The sequence below is a fragment of the Aquipluma nitroreducens genome (assembly GCF_009689585.1).
GTDB lineage: Bacteria > Bacteroidota > Bacteroidia > Bacteroidales > Prolixibacteraceae > Aquipluma > Aquipluma nitroreducens.
This window is the reverse complement of the sequence record NZ_AP018694.1, coordinates 3,275,443-3,293,866: the sequence shown is the minus strand read 5'-3', so window position 1 is coordinate 3,293,866 and position 18,424 is coordinate 3,275,443. Positions and strand designations below refer to the sequence as shown.

Below are 18,424 nucleotides of genomic sequence, written 5' to 3'. Positions count from 1 at the left end.
TTTACTGGTAAATTAGCACGCTATTTTGCGATTCGTTAAATATTTCGTTGGCGATTTCCATGATTTCGCTGCTTTCGATAGCCTCAATTTTTTTAAAGATGACTTCAATCGGATCTACCTGGTTAAAAAACAACATGCTTTTTCCAATCGAAAGCATCAAATCTTCCCGATTCTCAGTCGAGATAGCCAATTGTCCGATTAACTGCTTTTTGGCGCGGCTCAACTGTACGATTCCCATCGGCGTTTCTTTCATTTTCCGCAATTCCTTGTTTACCAGCCATTGCGCCTGATCCAAATTCTCTTTATCGGTACCAAAATATACACTAAACTCACCCGTATCGAAATATCCGGTATAACTCGATTCCACATTATAAGCCATTCCATTGCGCTCGCGTAAAACCATATTCAATCGGGAGTTCATCGATTGCCCTCCTAAAATATTGTTCAGCAAAACCATCGGCATTCGTTTCGGACTGTATATGTCGGGGGCGATATTTCCTACGATGCAATGAGCCTGAAATGTATCCTTTTGTACGATGCGTGTTTCCGGCAGGTAGTTATACACATTTGTCCGTATTTTATTTCTCGGCTTCTCCGGAATTGGGCCAAAATATTTTTCAGCTAAACGAATAAATTTGGTCATCGAAATGTTACCCACCGAACTCAAAACGATTTGGTCGGTATGGTAATTCTCATCCATGAACTTCAGGATACTTTCTTTATTGAACGTTTTTATCAGCTCGGGAGTCCCCAGAATATTGCGTGCAATGGGATGCCCATCAAACAAAATCTCTTCAAATTCATCGAAAATCAATTCTGAAGGACTGTCTTTGTAAGAATTAATTTCTTCGATCACCACCTCTTTTTCTCGTTCCAGTTCTTTGGCCGGGAAAGTGCTATTGATCAGGATATCGCTGATCAACTCCATCGAACGCTGATAATACTCACTTAGGAAAGTAGCATATACGGCAGTTTCTTCTTTTGTAGTATAGGCATTTAGCTCTCCGCCTACATCTTCAATGCGATTGAGAATATGAAAAGCTTTGCGATTTTGAGTACCTTTAAAAATCACGTGCTCAATAAAATGAGCGATGCCTTGTTCGTCTGCTTCTTCATCTCTCGATCCTGTATTGATCAGCACACCAAAATGTGAAACTGGCGAATTGGCCTCTTGATGGATGATCCGGATTCCATTCTTTAAAACGAATGTTTGCATCATTTTCCTGAAAAGTGTAAAAAATTTTGGTTTGCAAAAGTATGAAAAAGAAACGGTTCGGCACCTCATGCAAAAAAAAATGCCGGAGATGAATTCTTTTTTTTTGTAGTTTAAATATTTGGTCTATATTTGCAACCCGAAAGCGAAACGGAATTGCCAAAGCGAAAACGAAAAGCTTCCAAAAAAGTCCGCACCGGACTCAAAATGGTGCCATAGCTCAGTTGGTAGAGCAATGGACTGAAAATCCATGTGTCCCCGGTTCGATTCCTGGTGGCACCACAAAGGGAAGCAAATTGCTTCCCTTTGTTCTTTTACTCTTCCAGAAACTTCAAATTTCTTTTTAGTCCCTCAAACCGGGTCCGTTTTACGGCAGAGTTCCTGAACAGTTCGTTGAATAATGATTTGTCTATTCCGTTCCATTCCCCTTTTGTGAGATTCATTAACTTCAGGTCGGGTAAAAAAGCAGGTTCGTGATGAGCTTCAGATTTCAAATTCCAGGGACAAACATCCTGGCAAATGTCGCAGCCAAATACCCGATTTTCGAACTTACCCTTTAATGCCTGATCAATTTCGCCGCGATTTTCAATCGTTTGGTACGAAATACAGCGTCGCGCATCCAGAACAAAAGGAGAAACCAAAGCCTGCGTAGGACAGGCATCCAGGCAGCGAGTGCAATTTCCGCAATGATTCCGGACGATTTTGTCGTCAACAGGTAATTCCAAATCAATAATCAGTTCGCCGATAAAAAAGAAACTCCCATGTTCAGTAGAAATCAAGTTCGTATTCTTGCCAATCCAACCCAAACCTGCACGAGCAGCCCAGGCGCGATCCAAAACCGGTGCCGAATCGACAAAACACCGTCCTTCGCAGGGAGCAATCTCTGACTGAATAAATTGCAGTAATTCGCCCAGCTTGTCTTTCATCACAAAATGATAATCGGTGCCAAAAGCATATTTCGAGAGTACCGGAGCTTCAGGATCAATCTGTTTGTCGGATGGAAAATAATTCAACAAAACAGAAATAACGGAACGTGAATTTTCAACCAAAAGTCTCGGATCAATACGTTTCTCCAAATGATTGGCCATGTATTCCATTTCACCATTCATCCCATCCTGAAGCCATTTCACCAAACGATCTTTTTCTTCTGCCAAAAACCGGGTCGCAGAAATTCCACAATCCAGAAACCCAAGTTCTATGGCCTTTTCTTTTATTCGAACTGATGCGTTTTCGTTTGTCTTTTCCATTGGGTATTTTCTGAAATTAAAACTAGGCTATTTTATTTATGTTTCGGATTTAACTTAAAACAAGCTTAAGTCAAACAAAAAAAAATCAAAACTTACTAAGCTTAAGGATTAAACCTTTCTGTATGCTGTTTGTCAAAAACACAATATTAAAATGCCATTATCCCGCATAAATATATAAATTTACCAGACCATAAAAACTAAACAAACAGAAGCTCCAATCCGTGAATAAATCTTTTGCCCCAACCTATCTGAAATTACTGTTTGCTATTTGCATTATAATTCTTTTGAATTTTACAGTTTCAGGCCAAAATATTCAAGAGAAAATCATTACTGGAAATTTTCAGAAAGTAAAACTAGAACAGTTCTTCAAAACCATTGAAAAAGAATATGGCATCCACTTCTATTACAAATCTGAATGGGTAAAATCTTATATGATCAATCAAGATTTCAAGGATATGCCATTCATTCAGGCTCTTAACCTGCTGTTTGATCGGCAATCCCTAACCTTTAAGTTTTTCCAGAACAATTCAGTAGTTATATTTCCAAAAGGAAGTGATGGACGCAATGTCTCAGGCAGTAATGAACCACAAGTTATTGTCATTGGTGATCCACTGAATGAAGGCAGGTATGCCACTGCCAAACTGAAAGGAAAAATTCTGGATGGAAAAAACAGCGAACCTCTGGCCGGAGCTGTCATTTTTCACCCCCAAACCGGAATCGGAACGACTACAAACGCATCTGGAAACTACGAACTCGATTTACCGACTGGCGATCACACACTTCAGGTTTCATTTATGGGATATGAAGTGTTGAACCAAAAAATTAAACTGATTGAAAGCGGCCGTGCCGATTTTGAGCTGTTTGAAGAAACTCACAATTTGGAGGAAGTAACAGTAACAGGCGACGGAACCAAAGCCTCGAAAGCTCAAATGAGCATGATCAAAGTGAATTCCAGAATCATGAAGGAACTTCCGGTGATGATGGGTGAAGCCGATATTATTAAAAGCGTAATTATGATGCCCGGCATTCAGAGTGTTGGAGAAATGTCTTCGGGGTTTAATGTACGCGGTGGAAATACCGATCAGAATCTGGTTCTGATGGATGGGGCGCCAGTATTCAATACGTCACATATGTTTGGATTCTTTTCCATGATCAATCCTGATGCAGTGCAAGATGTGACCCTTTTTAAAGGCGGAATCCCAGCATCTTACGGCGAGCGCATTTCGTCAATTATGGATGTAAAACTGAAAGATGGAAATACTGAGAACATTAAGTTTTACGGAGGCATCGGACTAATAAACAGCCGATTCACACTCGAAGGCCCATTTGTCAAAAAGAAAAAAAGCACATTCCTGATTGGCGGAAGAACAACCTATTCGGACTGGATTATGAGGCAATCGAAAAATGCTCAGTTCATGAATAGTGTGGCTCATTTTTACGACGTTAACGGAACCCTAAATCTGGCACTTGGACAAAACAACACGTTAAAATTAATGGGTTATGTCAGCAATGATGTTTTCAACCTGAATTCGAATTCGTTGTACACCTACGGAAACCTTATTAGTTCGGCCAACTGGAAAGCAAATATTTCAAAAAAACTGATTTCGAACCTGAATCTATCCTACAGCAAATATGATTTTACGCTCGACAAAAAAGATGCCGACCTGGCTGCCGATGATTATCGCCTAAAGACAGGATTAGAATACGGTAGCATGAAGTATATCCTTTCGTGGCTGCCTAACGAGAAGCACCGCATAAACACAGGAATACAAACCATTGGATATAAAATTCGTCCTGGCGAAATACTTCCGGCGAGCAGCCCAACTAACGTTGCTCCCAAAAAAGTTGCGAATGAACAATCAATTGAAATGGGAGCTTTTATTGACGACGATTTCGATCTTTCGGCATCAACTGCGCTTAGTGTAGGTATCAGATATGCCCGTTTTATGAGCATGGGACCAACAACTGTGCTCAATTACGATCCGAATCAAACCATCAATTCAGGTTCGGTAATTGATTCAACCGTTTACGGTGCATCGGAAACAGCAAAAATGTACCAAGGCATCGAACCACGTCTTTCGATGAAATTCAATCTGGCCAGCACAGGATCAATTCGGCTGAGCTACCAGCGCATGCACCAGTTTATGAACCAGGTTTCGAATACCTCGGTTATTTCACCTGCCGACTTCTGGAAATCAAGCGACTCACACATTTTGCCATTAATTAGCGATCAGTTCGCTGTTGGCTTATTCAAAACCCCGCAAAAAGGATTGTTTGAAACATCGGCCGAAGTGTATTACAAAAACCTTCAAAACCTTCCGGAGTATAAAAACGGTGCAGTATTGGTAATGAACCACCATGTTGAAACCGACATCATCAATGCGAATGGCTATTCATACGGACTCGAACTTTTCCTGAAAAAGAATGCCGGAAGGCTCAACGGATGGGTAAGCTATACGTATTCGCGCACCATGCGAAAAACCGACAATACATTTGATGAAGATGTTATCAACAACCGGAAATATTACCCATCGGTTTACGACAAGCCTCACGATTTGTCAACAGTAATGAACTACCAAATCAGTCGCCGCTGGCGGTTCTCCGGTAATTTTGTATTATCATCAGGAAGACCGGTTACACTCCCCGAGCAAAAATACACCTACGATGGCCGGCAAATTGTATATTATTCTGACCGTAATAAATACCGGATGCCTCCTTACCACCGGATGGACGTAAGCATCACCCTGGATGAGAATCTGCGGAAAAAGCGGATGTGGAAAGGGAGTTGGACTTTCTCAGTTTACAACCTGTATGGGCGGAAAAATCCATATTCCATTTTCTACCGGAAAGATGCTTCCATCCAAACAACAAACAAAGAGCAATATGCAATCTATAAACTTTCGATTATTGGCGTGCCTGTTCCATCAATCACCTATAATTTTAAATTCTGATGCGAAAAGAAATCACATATCTGGCTTTATTCCTGGCACTTTTCACTTCTTGTGAAGAGTATTACAAACCTGATCTGGAAGTTGTTGCTTCCACGCTGGTTGTGGAGTCGCGGATTAGTAACAATCTGGAACAAAGCTTTGTAAAGCTTTCAATGACTAAAGACTTCTATAATACTACTGCCAGCCAGGATGTTGTGGGCGCCAAAGTAGAATTGGTTCAGGTTGGTGGCTCTATCCTTAAAGGAATTGATGGCGGTACCGGATATTTCACCTTTACCTCAAGCCCAGTCCCCGGAAAAAAATACTTTTTGCGAATTACAAATCAGAAAGACATCTACCAATCAGAAACGGTTTTAATGCCCCCAATTCCTCAAATCGATTCGCTATACACTATCCATAATGTTGAAAAGAGCTATCGTACCGATGCATTTGGAAATCCTGGTTTAGTAGAAACTCCAGGGAGGAAAATTTATATCGATGCCCCAATTACCTCATCGCTTGAATATTATCGATTCGACTGGCGCGCTGTGTTGCAATGGGTTTACACACCACCAGCTCCTGCAGTTGGTCCACCGCCACCAGCGTGGTACGGTTGGAAATCGATATATGACCTCGGGACATTTAATCTTGCGGGACCCAAAGAATTTAGCAGTTCCGATAAAGTTACCAAACATTCAATCGTTTCACTGGCATACAACACTCAGGCATATCTCGACTCAATTTCTCAGGTTGGATTTGGCTGGATACTGATACTTGATGAATATGGCACGACCAAAAGTTCATACGATTTTCATGAAAAACTTAACAAACAGCTTTCTGCTGAAGGAAGTTTGTTTGATCCGGTTCTGACACAAGTTTACGGAAATATAAAGTGCACCAGTGATCCTACGAAAACTATTCTTGGCTTTTTTGAGCTGAATTCATATCGTCAATACCGATATTTCCTGAACTTAGGAGTCGATGAAGGCTCGCAGGCAGTTCAACGACGCCTGAACCGGTATCCGGACATTTCGTACGAAGGACATCTGATTGGCGAGCGGCCTTCATTCTGGGAATCAAATTAATAACTGGCAATGAAACAAAAAATCATATTTATACTTCTGCTGATTAACGCAATTTCAGGAAATGCTCAGGACAAAACGAGCATTGGATTTTTCACCGACCGCGATGTATATGTGAGTGGGGAAATCATTTTAGCTAAAATTTTTAGTCCTACTGATAATGCTTCCCGAATTGTCTACATCGATCTGGTAAATTCGACAGGAGCTAGAATTTCAGGAGCTTCTATCGAAATTAAAAACAAGGAGGCCAATGGGTTTCTTCAGTTACCCGATTCACTCAGTACCGGAATTTACCTGCTCAGAGCATACTCGAAAAATACGGTCGCAAAACTCAAGATAATTCGCGAAATCTGGATTTCGAATCGATTTAACGGTTTGGAAAACACGAAGCAATTGAAGCACATTTCCGAATCACAAACGATTCAGGAGGAAACCACCTCAAAAATTAATATTGAAGGGATTGACTCCAGCTATCCAACAAACAGCAATACAACAGCCAACATCAAGATCGACAACTCACTTTTAAACGAAATCGATGGAAGTCTGTTGGTTTCAGTTGCTCAAACCAACCCTTCATTTGAATCGGCCTCCTACAAATGGAGCTCCGATCAAGGAAAAGACGGATTGACCGAAAAAAAAGGAATTATACTTTCAGGAACAATAATCGACAAAAAAACTACAACTCCGGCATCCGGGGCAACCGTCTACATGACTATTCCGGATTCACTTCCCGGATTTCAGTATTACCAAACACAAACTGACGGCCGATTCTATTTTAAGCTCGATAAGTATTATGGCTCGGTTCAGGCATTTATTCAGTGCTTTGGAAATTCACCCGACCAGCGTTTAAAAATTAACATGGACGAGCTTTTTGCCGAACCGGGAAATTTACCAGAATTCAGCCAGCAGCCAATTTCTGAAGAATTTAAAAACACTACGGCCACAAACATTGATGCGGTAACTTTTCAGAAAGTTTTTGGTCAGGAAAAGTTGAAATTTCAGGCGCCATCAAAAGAAAAGACCGAATTATATCCGTATTACGGAAAGCCAACCAATAGTATTGATCCGCATCTATTTATCGACCTCCCTAATTTCACTGAAATATCAAGAGAATTATTGCCTGGTGTAAAATTCAGGAATTACAATAACGAACCTTCCATGCAGGTTATGAACGCCCCAGCGCGCGATTACTTCGATGAAATGCCATTAATCCTGATTGACGGAATTCCCGTTCGCAATCTGAATGTGATTAAAGATATGGGGACTCAAGACATCAAACGTGTTGAAATTTGCCAGAGCGAGCGATATTATGGCAATCTTCGTTTCCCCGGAATCGTTGCAATTTATACCACGAAGTCTGATTATTCCAGAATTCCTGATTCAGATCAATTCGTTCGATTAAAGCTGGAAGCCATTCAGGTTCAGGCCAAACTGGCTGAACCCGAGAAATCGGAACCAGACATTCCGGATTTAAGACAAACCTTCTATTGGAATCCTTCAGTAGAACCTCAGGAAACCCTTGTAGTAAATTTCAGTACATCGTCGATACTGGGAAAATTTAAGGTTGTTGTGAGAGGAAGGTTAAAAAACGGAATCCTGATTTTAGCAGAAAAACAATTTGAAGTTAAATAACTATGACACTCAGATTCTCAAATATACTGTTGCTCATTCTGGTGTGGAGTTTCTCGCAAATGGTTTGTGCACAGGAACCCATGAGCCCCAATTGGGACGCCCAAAAAATTAAAGGCGTCCGCCAACTTCCTTACCCTTCCTATAACGGATTTCCATTCCTGACCAACGAATGGCGCCCGGGGAAAGTCGAATTTACCAATGGAGAAATTTCGGATAGTTTATTCGTGAGATATAGTTCATACAAAGACGAATTGATCTATTACAATACAATCGCAGGAGCACAGATTAACATTGACAAGGCCAGTATTAATGGATTCAAATTTATCGATGTTGACGGACGCACCCGAACGTTCCGGAAACAACATTTTGATGATTACCTGAAAGGAGACCGCTATTTCGAAATTCTTTCGTCCGGAGAAATATCCTTGCTGGCCTACCGAAAAGTTGGGTTAACTACAACCCCAGCCTATCACGATGCTAACGGGATACTCAAAAATATGAATTACGATCTCAATTATCAATTTTACTTTTATTCTCAGGAAAAGGGTTACACGTTAGTCCGAATAAGCCAGTCGGGCTTACTCTCCAAATTCGACAAAACGCAACAAAGACCAATTAAAAAGCTACTCCGGAAAAATAGAATTAAAATTGGTGGAGAAAGTAGTTTTATTCTGGCATGGAAAGCTATTGAAAAAGAAGGATACAAAGTTGTGTTCTGATTCTCTTTCTGGATACACCCGAAAATTCAGTCCTAAAAAGCAAATATTCTGAATTCGTTTTGTTAAATTTATTGAGATCAATCAGAGAACATCGTCCAGATCTCCATAAAACCAAACGAATGAAGGAAGAGTTTTTGCAATTTATTTGGGAACATGGTTTATTCAACCGAACAAACCTCCAAACCGTTGATGGAAAACCGCTCGAAATCATTTCCACCGGACGGCCAAACACCGATTCTGGTCCTGATTTTTTCAATGCCCGAATCCGGATTGGTGAAACTATTTGGGCTGGCAACATCGAAATTCATCAAAAATCATCGCATTGGTATCAACATCATCACGACACCGATGCAGCATACGACAATGTTATATTGCACGTTGTTGAGCTGCACGACAAGCCCATTCAGGTAAAAAACCACCAACTTCCGACACTCGAAATAAACTATCCACCAGCAATTCTGGAAAATCTTGAACAACTCTTAAAATCGGAACGCTGGATTGCCTGCGAAGATAAACTTTCAGAAGTTGATCCGTTTATTCTTCGTTTTTGGTTTAGCTCGCTAATGATCGAACGGCTCCAGTCGAAAACCAACGACATTTTGGCTATCCTTCAGCAAAACAAAAACAATTGGAACGAAACTTTTTACCAGTTGCTGTCGCGCAACTTCGGAATGAAAACCAATGCCCTTCCGTTCGAATTACTGGCTAAATCCCTCTCCTTAAACATCCTTTCGAAACACAAAAACAACCTGTTTCAAATCGAAGCTCTGCTGTTTGGCCAATCGGGTTTGCTTAACGAAGCCCTATTGGGCGACGATTATTTTTTAGCACTCCGGAAAGAATATTCGTACCTGTATCAGAAATACGGATTGTCGGGAATGGAATCGCACGTGTGGAAATTTATGCGACTGCGGCCAATTAATTTTCCGACTATCCGAATTGCTCAATTGGCCAGGCTGATACATCATTCATCGGCATTATTTTCGCGAATCCTGGAAACCGAAAATCTGGATGAACTGCGAAAGCTGTTCGATGTTTCGGCCTCCGAATATTGGGACACCCACTATCGGTTCAACAAAATATCGGAAGAAAACAAACAGAAAACGCTGGGCGAAACGGCGTTCAATAATCTGGTCATCAACACCATTGCACCACTGCTTTTTGTTTATGGCGATCAGCACCTGGATCAGGCGATGAAAGATCGTGCGTTGCTGCTATTGGAAAAAACGGCTCCTGAGTCGAATCAAATTATCCGGAAGTGGAATGAGCTGGGAATCAACAGCCGGTCGGCATTCGAAACTCAGGCCTTGATTCAGTTAAAAAACAAGTATTGCGAAGTCAAAAAATGTTTACATTGCCAATTGGGAACGAAGATCATAACTTCTGTCAATCATTCATAAAATGGGCCAATCCTACAATAAATTTCAGACAGTATCCAATCAGACCATCCGAACTGGCGCCATATTGCTTTTACTACTCCTTTCTACCGGCACACTATTTTACTGGGGTTACGAGCAGTATCCGCTGATTGACGCTTTCTTTATGACCATCATAACCATTTCGACCGTCGGATTTGGAATGATTCATCCGCTCTCTGACGTAGGGAAATTATTCACTTCAGGACTGATCATGTTTAGCTTGGGTAGTTTGGCCTGGGTAGGTTCAAGTCTGGCAAAATTTGTTTTCGATGGAGAATTAAAAGATTACTTAAAAACATACCGCGTGGACAAAAAAATCATGAAACTGAAAGACCATACCATCATTATTGGTTATGGACGCAACGGAGAACAGGCCGCCATGGAATTACGTGATTATGGCGTTGATTTTGTGGTCATCGACAAACGCGAAAATGTGATTGGCCGCATTTGCGAAGATGAAAACCTATTGTACATCCGCGGAGATGCAACCCGCGAAGAAGTTCTTTCTCAGGCTCGGATCGAACATGCCAAAGCTCTGATTGCTACAACACCAAACGATGCCGACAATGTATTTGTAGTACTGACGGCACGAAGCATGAACCCCGGATTAAAAATCATCAGCCGGGCATCTGAGGTTGAATCCATCACCAAACTTCGCAGGGCTGGGGCAACCAATGTTATTATGCCTGAACGTATTGGCGGACAACGAATGGCCAAGCTGGTTACTCAGCCCGATGTGGTTGAATTTCTGGAATACATCCTGTTACAGAAAAGCAATGATGTCAGTCTCGAAGAAATATCGTGTACACATATGGCTGCTCATTTTGTAAATAAAGCCCTGAAAATATTGCAGTTGAAGGATAAATCAGGAATCAACATTGTTGGTATTAAAATCAGTGGTGCCAAATACGTATTCAATCCCGATCCTGAATTAACGCTCAGTCGTGGCGACCAGCTTTTTGTGTTGGGATCACCGGTTCAAATCAAGGAGTTCCGGAATTTATTGGAGAATTAGCGATAATTTGATTACACATACAACCACAAAGTAATAAGTGGTCAGCGGATTATTTTGTGAATTAGCCATTCATTTAGTTCAACCAATAGCCATGAGAAATCCAATCTTATTTATCTTATTGTTTATCTTCTGCCTTCCAACATCGCTTACCGCCCAATGGAAAATGGAAACCAGTTTTACGATTGGAGTCATTCTGCCAAAGCATTCAATCGATCATTCAATCGATGCTGAGCTTGGATCTTCACTAAAACTTGGCTTTAATCAAAGTTGGTATAACCCGGAAAATAAGTTCTCGTTCAGACCTGATATTGGAATAAATCTCGAACGATTAGCTGTTGACAATATTGGATATGGAGGTTTAGGGGGAGGTTCTTCATGGAAAGGTTCAATCTTAAGTATTAATCTGGAGTTAGCTACTTTGGCACAATTCAAACTTGCGAAAGGATTGTTTTTTGCGTTGGGCCCTTCCGGAAAATACCTGATTACAAACTATGAAAATTTGACAAGGAGTTGGTGGGCCAGTCAACAGGCGGGCGGTGTTGAAAAAACGCATGAATTTAATCGAAAATACTTCCTAAAGCCTTCGTTTGGATTGAAAGCAATGATCATGAAAAAGGACCTGTGTAAGAAAATTAGTTTAGGACTTTCGTTTGAATATCAATGGAGAAACTACAAGGAATATCGTGAAATAAATACGTTTGAAGAAATCATTCAATATTCACAGACTTCTGAGATATCACTACACCTGGGGCTGCATTAGTTCAAAATATTCCATATCCAAAAATAATATCCTACCCACTTGAATTTCAAAGATATTTGATTATTTTTGCGCAGCTTTTAAAAACTAATTTTAAGCGGTTGTTATTGAAAGCGATGCTGCTGCTTAAACATTGTACAACAATTTAATAAACATTACATGTATTTAACACCTGAAAAGAAGATTGAATTCTTCGAAAAATACGGCGAATCAGCTGTAAACACCGGATCGTCAGAAGCGCAGATCGCATTGTTTTCATACCGCATCAGCCACCTGACCGACCACCTGAGAACAAACAAAAAAGATTTTAGCACTCAGCGTGCTTTGATCACCTTAGTAGGTAAACGCCGTAGTCTTTTGGATTATTTAAAGAAAAAGGACATCAACCGTTACCGTGCGATTATCAAAGACCTTAACTTACGTCGATAATTTATCACTGAAAAGGCAATATTTTTATTGCCTTTTCTTATTTTTATACGCCTTATTAAAATATGCAGGTACCATGTTTTAACGGCAAACTTCAGCAAACTCGTTTTTCTGAATAAAAATACCCCACCACGCCCATTTGTAGTACCATAAAAAAATTATTTATTCAAAAAATTATGAATCAAGCAATTATTAAAACAATTGACCTTGGGGATGGCCGCACCATTACCATTGAAACAGGCCGCTTAGCCAAACAGGCCGACGGTGCGGTAGTTGTTCGGATGGGTGACACAATGTTACTGGCAACCGTTGTGGCTGCACAAGATGCCAAAGAAGACGTGGATTTCATGCCACTTTCGGTTGATTACCGTGAAAAATTTGCCGCTGCGGGTCGTTTCCCTGGCGGATTCCTGAAACGCGAATCACGTCCTTCTGACGAAGAAGTACTGATTGGCCGCCTGGTGGATCGTGCTTTGCGTCCACTATTTCCAGCCGATTTCCATGCTGAAACTGCCATGATGGTTTCGCTGATTTCATCGGATAGCGAAGTAATGGCCGACTCTTTAGCCGGTCTTGCCGCTTCTGCTGCAATTGCCGTTTCCGACATTCCTTTCGAAACTCCGATTTCTGAAGTTCGCGTAGCTCGTATCGACGGAAAAATGATTGTGAATCCTACCTTTTCACAGCTCAAAAAAGCTGATTTGGATATCATGGTTGGCGCATCATACGACAACATTATGATGGTTGAAGGCGAAATGGACGAGGTTTCAGAAGAAGTGATGCTCGAAGCCATTAAAGTAGCTCACGACGCCATCAAAATACACTGCAAAGCTCAGGAAGAACTATCAGCTTTGGTTGGAAAAACTAAACGTACGTATTGCCATGAAGTAAACGATGCCGATCTGAAAGCGAAAGTTTTCGAAGATCTTTATCCTGCTTGCTATAAACTGGCTACTCAACGCCTCAACGATAAAGCACTTCGTATCGAAGGTTTCCATGCTATTGTTGAAGAGTATATTTCGGAATACAAAACAGCCAATGCTGAAAATACCGAAATCGATCTTGGAACAAACATCAAGTTAATTAAGAAATATTACCACGACGTTGAAAAAGAAGCCATGCGTCGCATGATTCTGGACGAAGGTATCCGTTTGGATGGCCGCACAACGACTCAGATTCGCCCAATTTGGGGTGAAGTGAACTATCTTCCGGGATCACACGGCTCAGCAATTTTCACCCGTGGCGAAACTCAGTCGCTTTCGTCGATCACTTTGGGAACAAAGATGGACGAAAAGAAAATTGACAGCGTGACCTACCAAGGTGTTGAAAAATTCATGCTGCACTACAATTTCCCTCCATTCTCGGTTGGGGAAGCTAAAGTCCCTCGTGGAGTTGGTCGCCGCGAAATAGGCCATGGAAACCTTGCTTTACGCGCCTTGAAAAAAATGATTCCTGAAGATTTCCCATATGTTGTCCGCGTGGTTTCTGACATTTTGGAATCAAACGGATCGTCATCAATGGCTACTGTTTGTGCCGGAACCATGTGTATGCTCGACGCTGGCGTGAAAATGAAACGTCCGGTTTCAGGGATTGCTATGGGGTTGATTACCGATCCTGCAAACAATAAATTCGCTGTGCTTTCAGATATTCTGGGCGACGAAGATCACCTTGGAGACATGGACTTTAAGGTAACCGGTACCACTAAGGGAATCACCGCAACCCAGATGGACATCAAAGTTGGAGGACTTTCATACGAAATTCTTTCTCAGGCATTGGAACAAGCCAAACAGGGCCGTGCACACATCCTTGGCGAAATTCTGAAAGTGATTTCTGAACCACGCGAAGATTACAAACCAAACGTTCCACGTGTGGTAATCATCCAGGTTCCTAAAGAATTCATCGGACCAATTATCGGCCCTGGTGGAAAGAACATTCAGAAACTTCAGGAAGAAACCAAAACTGTTATTTCTATTGAAGAAAAAGACGACATCGGTTTTGTACAGATTTCGAGCGTGAACAAAGAATCACTCGATGCTGCTGTTGCCCGCATCAAAATGATTGTAGCCATTCCTGAAAAAGGAGAAATTTACAAAGGAAAAGTAAAATCGATCACTTCTTTCGGTGCATTTGTTGAAATTATGCCAGGGAAAGAAGGTTTGCTACATATTTCTGAAATCAGCTGGAACCGTTTACAAACGGTTGAAGAAGAACTTCAGGAAGGCCAGGAAGTAGAAGTAAAACTTTTGGATATGGATCGTGATGGCAAGATGAAATTATCTCGCCGGGTATTACTTCCAAAACCTGAAGGAATGCCAGACAGACCTGAGAGACCAGAACGCAACAACGATGACCGTCCTCCACGTCGCGACGACAATCGTGGTGGTGACCGCAGGGACCATCGTGGCGGAGATCGCCGTGATAACCGCGGTGGTGGAGATCGCCGATAATCAGAACGAGAACATCACAGATAAATAAAAATGCCCGCTAGTCGGGCATTTTTATTTATAACATACCTATGATACAGGTTTCATCAACAGCCACAAACAATTGGTTCTTTACCTTTCGCTCCTGAACCTACAGTCTCATGGCCATCCCGTTTCCACCAATCGAGTCCACCAATTAATTCCTTCACATTAAATCCCAGATTTACCATATTCAGTGCCCCTTTGGTCGATGCATTACAACCAATTCCATCACAATAGGTAACAACCAAAGCATCTTTGTCTAAATGAGAAGTTGAAGATTCGGTCATTGTCCGATGCGGAATATTAATCGCGCCCGGAATATGCTCTCTTTGGTAAGCCTCGGATGATCTGGTATCAATCACTATAATTTTGTCTCCTCCGGAAAGTGCTACTGATAAATCCCAGGAATCTATCTCGAATTGCAGTTTATGCTGATAAAACGACAGTTGATCATTCATGGTAAATACAAAAATTAATGGTGTAATTAAAATATGGGAACAGATACAAATAAGATTTTGTTCCCTACAAACAGTATATTTACAACCAAACAATATTTTATGAAACGAATTATTATTTCCTTTTTAGCACTGTCATTTATGATGTCCTGCTCTGAAAAACCACTCCAGTATCCGCCAACAAAGAAAGGCGATGTAAAAGACACTTATTTCGGAACCGAAGTTGAAGATCCTTACCGCTGGCTTGAAGACGACAACTCTGCCGAAACAGCCGAATGGGTAAAATCCGAAAACAAATTAACGTTCGATTACCTTAATAAACTTCCATATCGTGATCAGATCAAAACCCGCCTTACCGAATTGTGGGATTACCCAAAATACGGAACTCCATTTAAAGAAGCTGGCAAATATTTCTTCTATAAAAACAATGGGCTGCAAAACCAAAGTGTTTTGTATATGACCCCCGATCTGGCTGCCGAACCAACTGTTTTGCTCGACCCTAACACCTTGTCGAACGACGGAACCGCAGCCCTTTCAGGAATTGAAATTTCGAATGATGGGAAATACCTGATTTATCTGGTAGCCAAGTCTGGTTCCGATTGGAACGAGATTTTCGTTAAAAACATCGAAACTGGCGAATTGCTTTCCGATCATCTTCAATGGGTTAAATTCTCAGGAGCAAGTTGGTGTAACGATGGATTTTACTATAGCGCTTACGACAAACCAGAAGCTGGCAGCGAACTTTCGAAAGCCAACGAGTTTCAAAAAGTCTATTTTCATAAATTGGGTACCGACCAGTCGGCAGACGAACTGATTGTGAGCGATCCGAAAAATCCGAAACTCATGTTTGGTGCCGGACTAACAGAAGACAAACGCTTCCTGTTGGTTTCAAAAAGCATCGGGACAAATGGGAATGCGCTCGATTTTAAAGACCTCAGCAAAAAAAATAGCAAATTTATCAATCTGTTAGACAGTTATGAATCTGAATTCAATCCGGTTGACAACATTGGCGACAACCTTTATGTACGTACCAACTACAAAGCGCCTAAATATCGTCTGATAAAAATCGATACCAATAAACCAGAAGAAGCAAACTGGGCAGATGTGATTCCGGAGAAAAAAGATGTGATGGAATCGGTTAGCATGATTGCTGGCAAACTGGTTGTGAATTACATGACTGATGCACATAGCAAAACAGAACTTTATTCGTACGATGGAGCTCTGGATCAGGAAATTAAACTTCCGGGAATTGGCACCGTTGGCGGCTTCTCGGGAAAGAAAAATGACACAATGGCATTCTACAGCTATACTTCATTCAACACTCCGGGCGAAGTTTACAAATATGATTTTACAACGAACCAATCATCACTCCATTTCAGGCCTGAAGTGAAGTTTAATCCCGATGATTTTGAGGTGAACCAGGTATTTTATGCCAGCAAAGACGGCACCAAAATCCCAATGTTCATTGTTAACAAAAAAGGATTGGAATTGAATGGTAAAAACCCAACACTTCTCTATGCCTACGGTGGATTTAACATCAGCCTGACGCCTTCATTCTCTTCGGCCCGCATTGCATTTATCGAAAATGGCGGAGTATTTGCCATGGCTAACCTTCGCGGTGGTGGCGAATATGGGGAAGAATGGCATCTGGCAGGAACCAAATTGCAAAAGCAAAATGTTTTTGACGATTTTATTGGTGCAGCCGAATACCTCATTAACCAGAAATACACTTCAAGCCAAAAACTGGCTATTCAGGGTGGATCAAACGGAGGTTTGCTGATTGGTGCGGTTACCAATCAACGTCCCGAATTGTTTAAAGTAGCACTTCCGCAGGTCGGTGTAATGGATATGCTTCGTTTCAATAAATTCACCATTGGCTGGGCTTGGGCAGGCGATTATGGAACCAGCGAAGACAGTGAAGAAATGTTTAAATACCTTTATGGTTATTCGCCATACCATACCATTAAAAAAGGAACAGCCTATCCGGCAGTACTGGCAACTACTGCAGATCACGACGACCGGGTTGTTCCGGCACACACGTTTAAATACATGGCTCGCCTTCAGGAATATGGCGCAGGAAATAAATTACCTCTTTTGGTGCGTATCGATTCCAAAGCTGGTCATGGCGCAGGAAAACCAACAGCCAAGGTTATTGAAGAATATACCGATGTCTGGTCGTTTGTTTTCTATCATTTAGGAATGGAAATAAGGAAATAGACATTAGTCATTCGGAAAGTAGCTATTAGATAATTTTCCAATGACTATTGACTTTCTCCTATTCTTTTCACAAAATATTGTACTTTTAAAATCCCGGAAAACAACACCCGGGATTTTTTTTATGCCCTGATTATGAGCTTAAATTATTTGGTTATAGAAGGAAATATTGGAGCCGGGAAGACAACACTCGCCCAAATGATTAGTGAAAAGTACAAAACCAAGCTGGTACTGGAACAATTTGCCGATAATCCTTTTCTGCCCAAATTCTACGAAAATCAGGAACAATATTCCTTTCCGCTCGAAATGGCATTTCTTGCTGAAAGATACAACCAACTTAATCGTGAACTCAGTCACCTCGATCTGTTCAGTCCATTTACGATTTCTGATTATTACTTTATGAAATCGCTTATATTCGCTCAAAACACCTTACAACCAGACGAATACAACTTATACCGACAATTCTTTACCATCATCTATGAAAAAATGCCTAAACCCGACTTATATGTCTATTTGCATAAAGACGTCGATTTGCTATTGAAGAATATTGCTGAAAGAGGAAGAATCTATGAAGCTTTCATTACAAAAGAGTATCTGGAAAAGATTTCACAGGGGTATTTTGGCTATTTCAGGCAACAAACCGACTTCCCAATTTTAATTATTGACACCAATGGTATAGATTTTGTTGGAAGGCCGGCTGACTTTGAAAGACTAACAAACACAATATTCAATAATCAGTTTAACAAAGGGGTAACACGGGTAATATTGGATTAAACCCATTTTAATGCTTTTATTTAAAGGAAACATTACTAATTTTGTACATATTCATTGTATTACACCAACTTCAAATT

Annotated in this window: 14 protein-coding genes and 1 tRNA gene; 12 read left to right on the top strand and 3 right to left on the bottom strand. The window is 41.1% G+C overall.

What is annotated here, in order from left to right:
- Position 1: 1 nt before the first annotated feature.
- Positions 2 to 1,219 (bottom strand): M16 family metallopeptidase, encoded by a 1,218-nt coding sequence (locus tag AQPE_RS13775; RefSeq protein WP_318347081.1) that lies wholly within the window; start codon positions 1,217 to 1,219, stop codon positions 2 to 4.
- Between the two features lie 203 nt (positions 1,220 to 1,422).
- Between AQPE_RS13775 and AQPE_RS13770 the strand changes: the two genes are divergently transcribed.
- Positions 1,423 to 1,495, top strand: a tRNA-Phe gene (locus AQPE_RS13770).
- A 32-nt stretch (positions 1,496 to 1,527) separates the two neighbouring features.
- Here AQPE_RS13770 and queG read toward each other — a convergent pair.
- Positions 1,528 to 2,460, bottom strand: coding sequence for a tRNA epoxyqueuosine(34) reductase QueG (gene queG / locus AQPE_RS13765; protein WP_318347080.1), 933 nt, complete (start codon positions 2,458 to 2,460; stop codon positions 1,528 to 1,530).
- 221 nt (positions 2,461 to 2,681) lie between these two features.
- Here queG and AQPE_RS13760 point away from each other — a divergent pair, with 221 nt between their 5' ends.
- The 9 genes from AQPE_RS13760 to pnp all read left to right on the top strand — a co-directional run bounded on the left by AQPE_RS13760 (position 2,682) and on the right by pnp (position 14,886).
- Entirely contained in the window at positions 2,682 to 5,411 is a 2,730-nt protein-coding gene (locus tag AQPE_RS13760; protein WP_318347079.1) for a TonB-dependent receptor, read from the top strand.
- Positions 5,411 to 6,475, top strand: a complete 1,065-nt coding sequence (locus AQPE_RS13755; protein WP_318347078.1) for a DUF4249 family protein — start codon at positions 5,411 to 5,413, stop codon at positions 6,473 to 6,475. Before AQPE_RS13760 ends, AQPE_RS13755 begins: the two co-directional genes overlap by 1 nt.
- Positions 6,476 to 6,484: 9 nt before the next feature.
- Entirely contained in the window at positions 6,485 to 8,104 is a 1,620-nt protein-coding gene (locus tag AQPE_RS13750) for a hypothetical protein (RefSeq protein WP_318347077.1), read from the top strand.
- A 2-nt stretch (positions 8,105 to 8,106) separates the two neighbouring features.
- On the top strand, positions 8,107 to 8,823 hold the full coding sequence (locus AQPE_RS13745) for a hypothetical protein (protein WP_318347076.1): 717 nt from the start codon (positions 8,107 to 8,109) through the stop codon (positions 8,821 to 8,823).
- 119 nt (positions 8,824 to 8,942) lie between these two features.
- Positions 8,943 to 10,223 (top strand): DUF2851 family protein, encoded by a 1,281-nt coding sequence (locus AQPE_RS13740; RefSeq protein WP_318347075.1) that lies wholly within the window; start codon positions 8,943 to 8,945, stop codon positions 10,221 to 10,223.
- 1 nt (position 10,224) lies between these two features.
- Positions 10,225 to 11,256, top strand: coding sequence for a potassium channel family protein (locus AQPE_RS13735; RefSeq protein ID WP_318347074.1), 1,032 nt, complete (start codon positions 10,225 to 10,227; stop codon positions 11,254 to 11,256).
- A 91-nt stretch (positions 11,257 to 11,347) separates the two neighbouring features.
- Positions 11,348 to 12,016: an outer membrane beta-barrel protein gene (locus AQPE_RS13730; protein WP_318347073.1), complete on the top strand. Its 669-nt coding sequence runs from the start codon at positions 11,348 to 11,350 to the stop codon at positions 12,014 to 12,016.
- A gap of 156 nt (positions 12,017 to 12,172) precedes the next feature.
- Positions 12,173 to 12,442 (top strand): 30S ribosomal protein S15, encoded by a 270-nt coding sequence (gene rpsO / locus AQPE_RS13725; protein WP_318347072.1) that lies wholly within the window; start codon positions 12,173 to 12,175, stop codon positions 12,440 to 12,442.
- 173 nt (positions 12,443 to 12,615) lie between these two features.
- Entirely contained in the window at positions 12,616 to 14,886 is a 2,271-nt protein-coding gene (gene pnp / locus AQPE_RS13720; protein WP_318347071.1) for a polyribonucleotide nucleotidyltransferase, read from the top strand.
- Positions 14,887 to 14,969: 83 nt separating this feature from the next.
- Here pnp and AQPE_RS13715 read toward each other — a convergent pair whose 3' ends face one another.
- Entirely contained in the window at positions 14,970 to 15,362 is a 393-nt protein-coding gene (locus tag AQPE_RS13715; RefSeq protein ID WP_318347070.1) for a rhodanese-like domain-containing protein, read from the bottom strand.
- Between the two features lie 99 nt (positions 15,363 to 15,461).
- On the opposite strand from AQPE_RS13715, the gene AQPE_RS13710 reads away from it, so the two are divergent.
- Complete coding sequence (locus tag AQPE_RS13710) at positions 15,462 to 17,576, top strand: prolyl oligopeptidase family serine peptidase (RefSeq protein WP_318347069.1); 2,115 nt, start codon at positions 15,462 to 15,464, stop codon at positions 17,574 to 17,576.
- Between the two features lie 132 nt (positions 17,577 to 17,708).
- Positions 17,709 to 18,347: a deoxynucleoside kinase gene (locus tag AQPE_RS13705; protein ID WP_318347068.1), complete on the top strand. Its 639-nt coding sequence runs from the start codon at positions 17,709 to 17,711 to the stop codon at positions 18,345 to 18,347.
- Positions 18,348 to 18,424 lie beyond the last annotated feature (77 nt).

Coding starts and splice junctions, on each gene's coding strand:
- AQPE_RS13775 (WP_318347081.1), bottom strand. CDS start 1,219: ATGATGCAAACATTCGTTTTAAAGAATGGAATCCGGATCATCCATCAA.
- queG (WP_318347080.1), bottom strand. CDS start 2,460: ATGGAAAAGACAAACGAAAACGCATCAGTTCGAATAAAAGAAAAGGCC.
- AQPE_RS13755 (WP_318347078.1), top strand. CDS start 5,411: ATGCGAAAAGAAATCACATATCTGGCTTTATTCCTGGCACTTTTCACT.
- AQPE_RS13750 (WP_318347077.1), top strand. CDS start 6,485: ATGAAACAAAAAATCATATTTATACTTCTGCTGATTAACGCAATTTCA.
- AQPE_RS13745 (WP_318347076.1), top strand. CDS start 8,107: ATGACACTCAGATTCTCAAATATACTGTTGCTCATTCTGGTGTGGAGT.
- AQPE_RS13740 (WP_318347075.1), top strand. CDS start 8,943: ATGAAGGAAGAGTTTTTGCAATTTATTTGGGAACATGGTTTATTCAAC.
- AQPE_RS13735 (WP_318347074.1), top strand. CDS start 10,225: ATGGGCCAATCCTACAATAAATTTCAGACAGTATCCAATCAGACCATC.
- AQPE_RS13730 (WP_318347073.1), top strand. CDS start 11,348: ATGAGAAATCCAATCTTATTTATCTTATTGTTTATCTTCTGCCTTCCA.
- rpsO (WP_318347072.1), top strand. CDS start 12,173: ATGTATTTAACACCTGAAAAGAAGATTGAATTCTTCGAAAAATACGGC.
- pnp (WP_318347071.1), top strand. CDS start 12,616: ATGAATCAAGCAATTATTAAAACAATTGACCTTGGGGATGGCCGCACC.
- AQPE_RS13715 (WP_318347070.1), bottom strand. CDS start 15,362: ATGAATGATCAACTGTCGTTTTATCAGCATAAACTGCAATTCGAGATA.
- AQPE_RS13710 (WP_318347069.1), top strand. CDS start 15,462: ATGAAACGAATTATTATTTCCTTTTTAGCACTGTCATTTATGATGTCC.
- AQPE_RS13705 (WP_318347068.1), top strand. CDS start 17,709: ATGAGCTTAAATTATTTGGTTATAGAAGGAAATATTGGAGCCGGGAAG.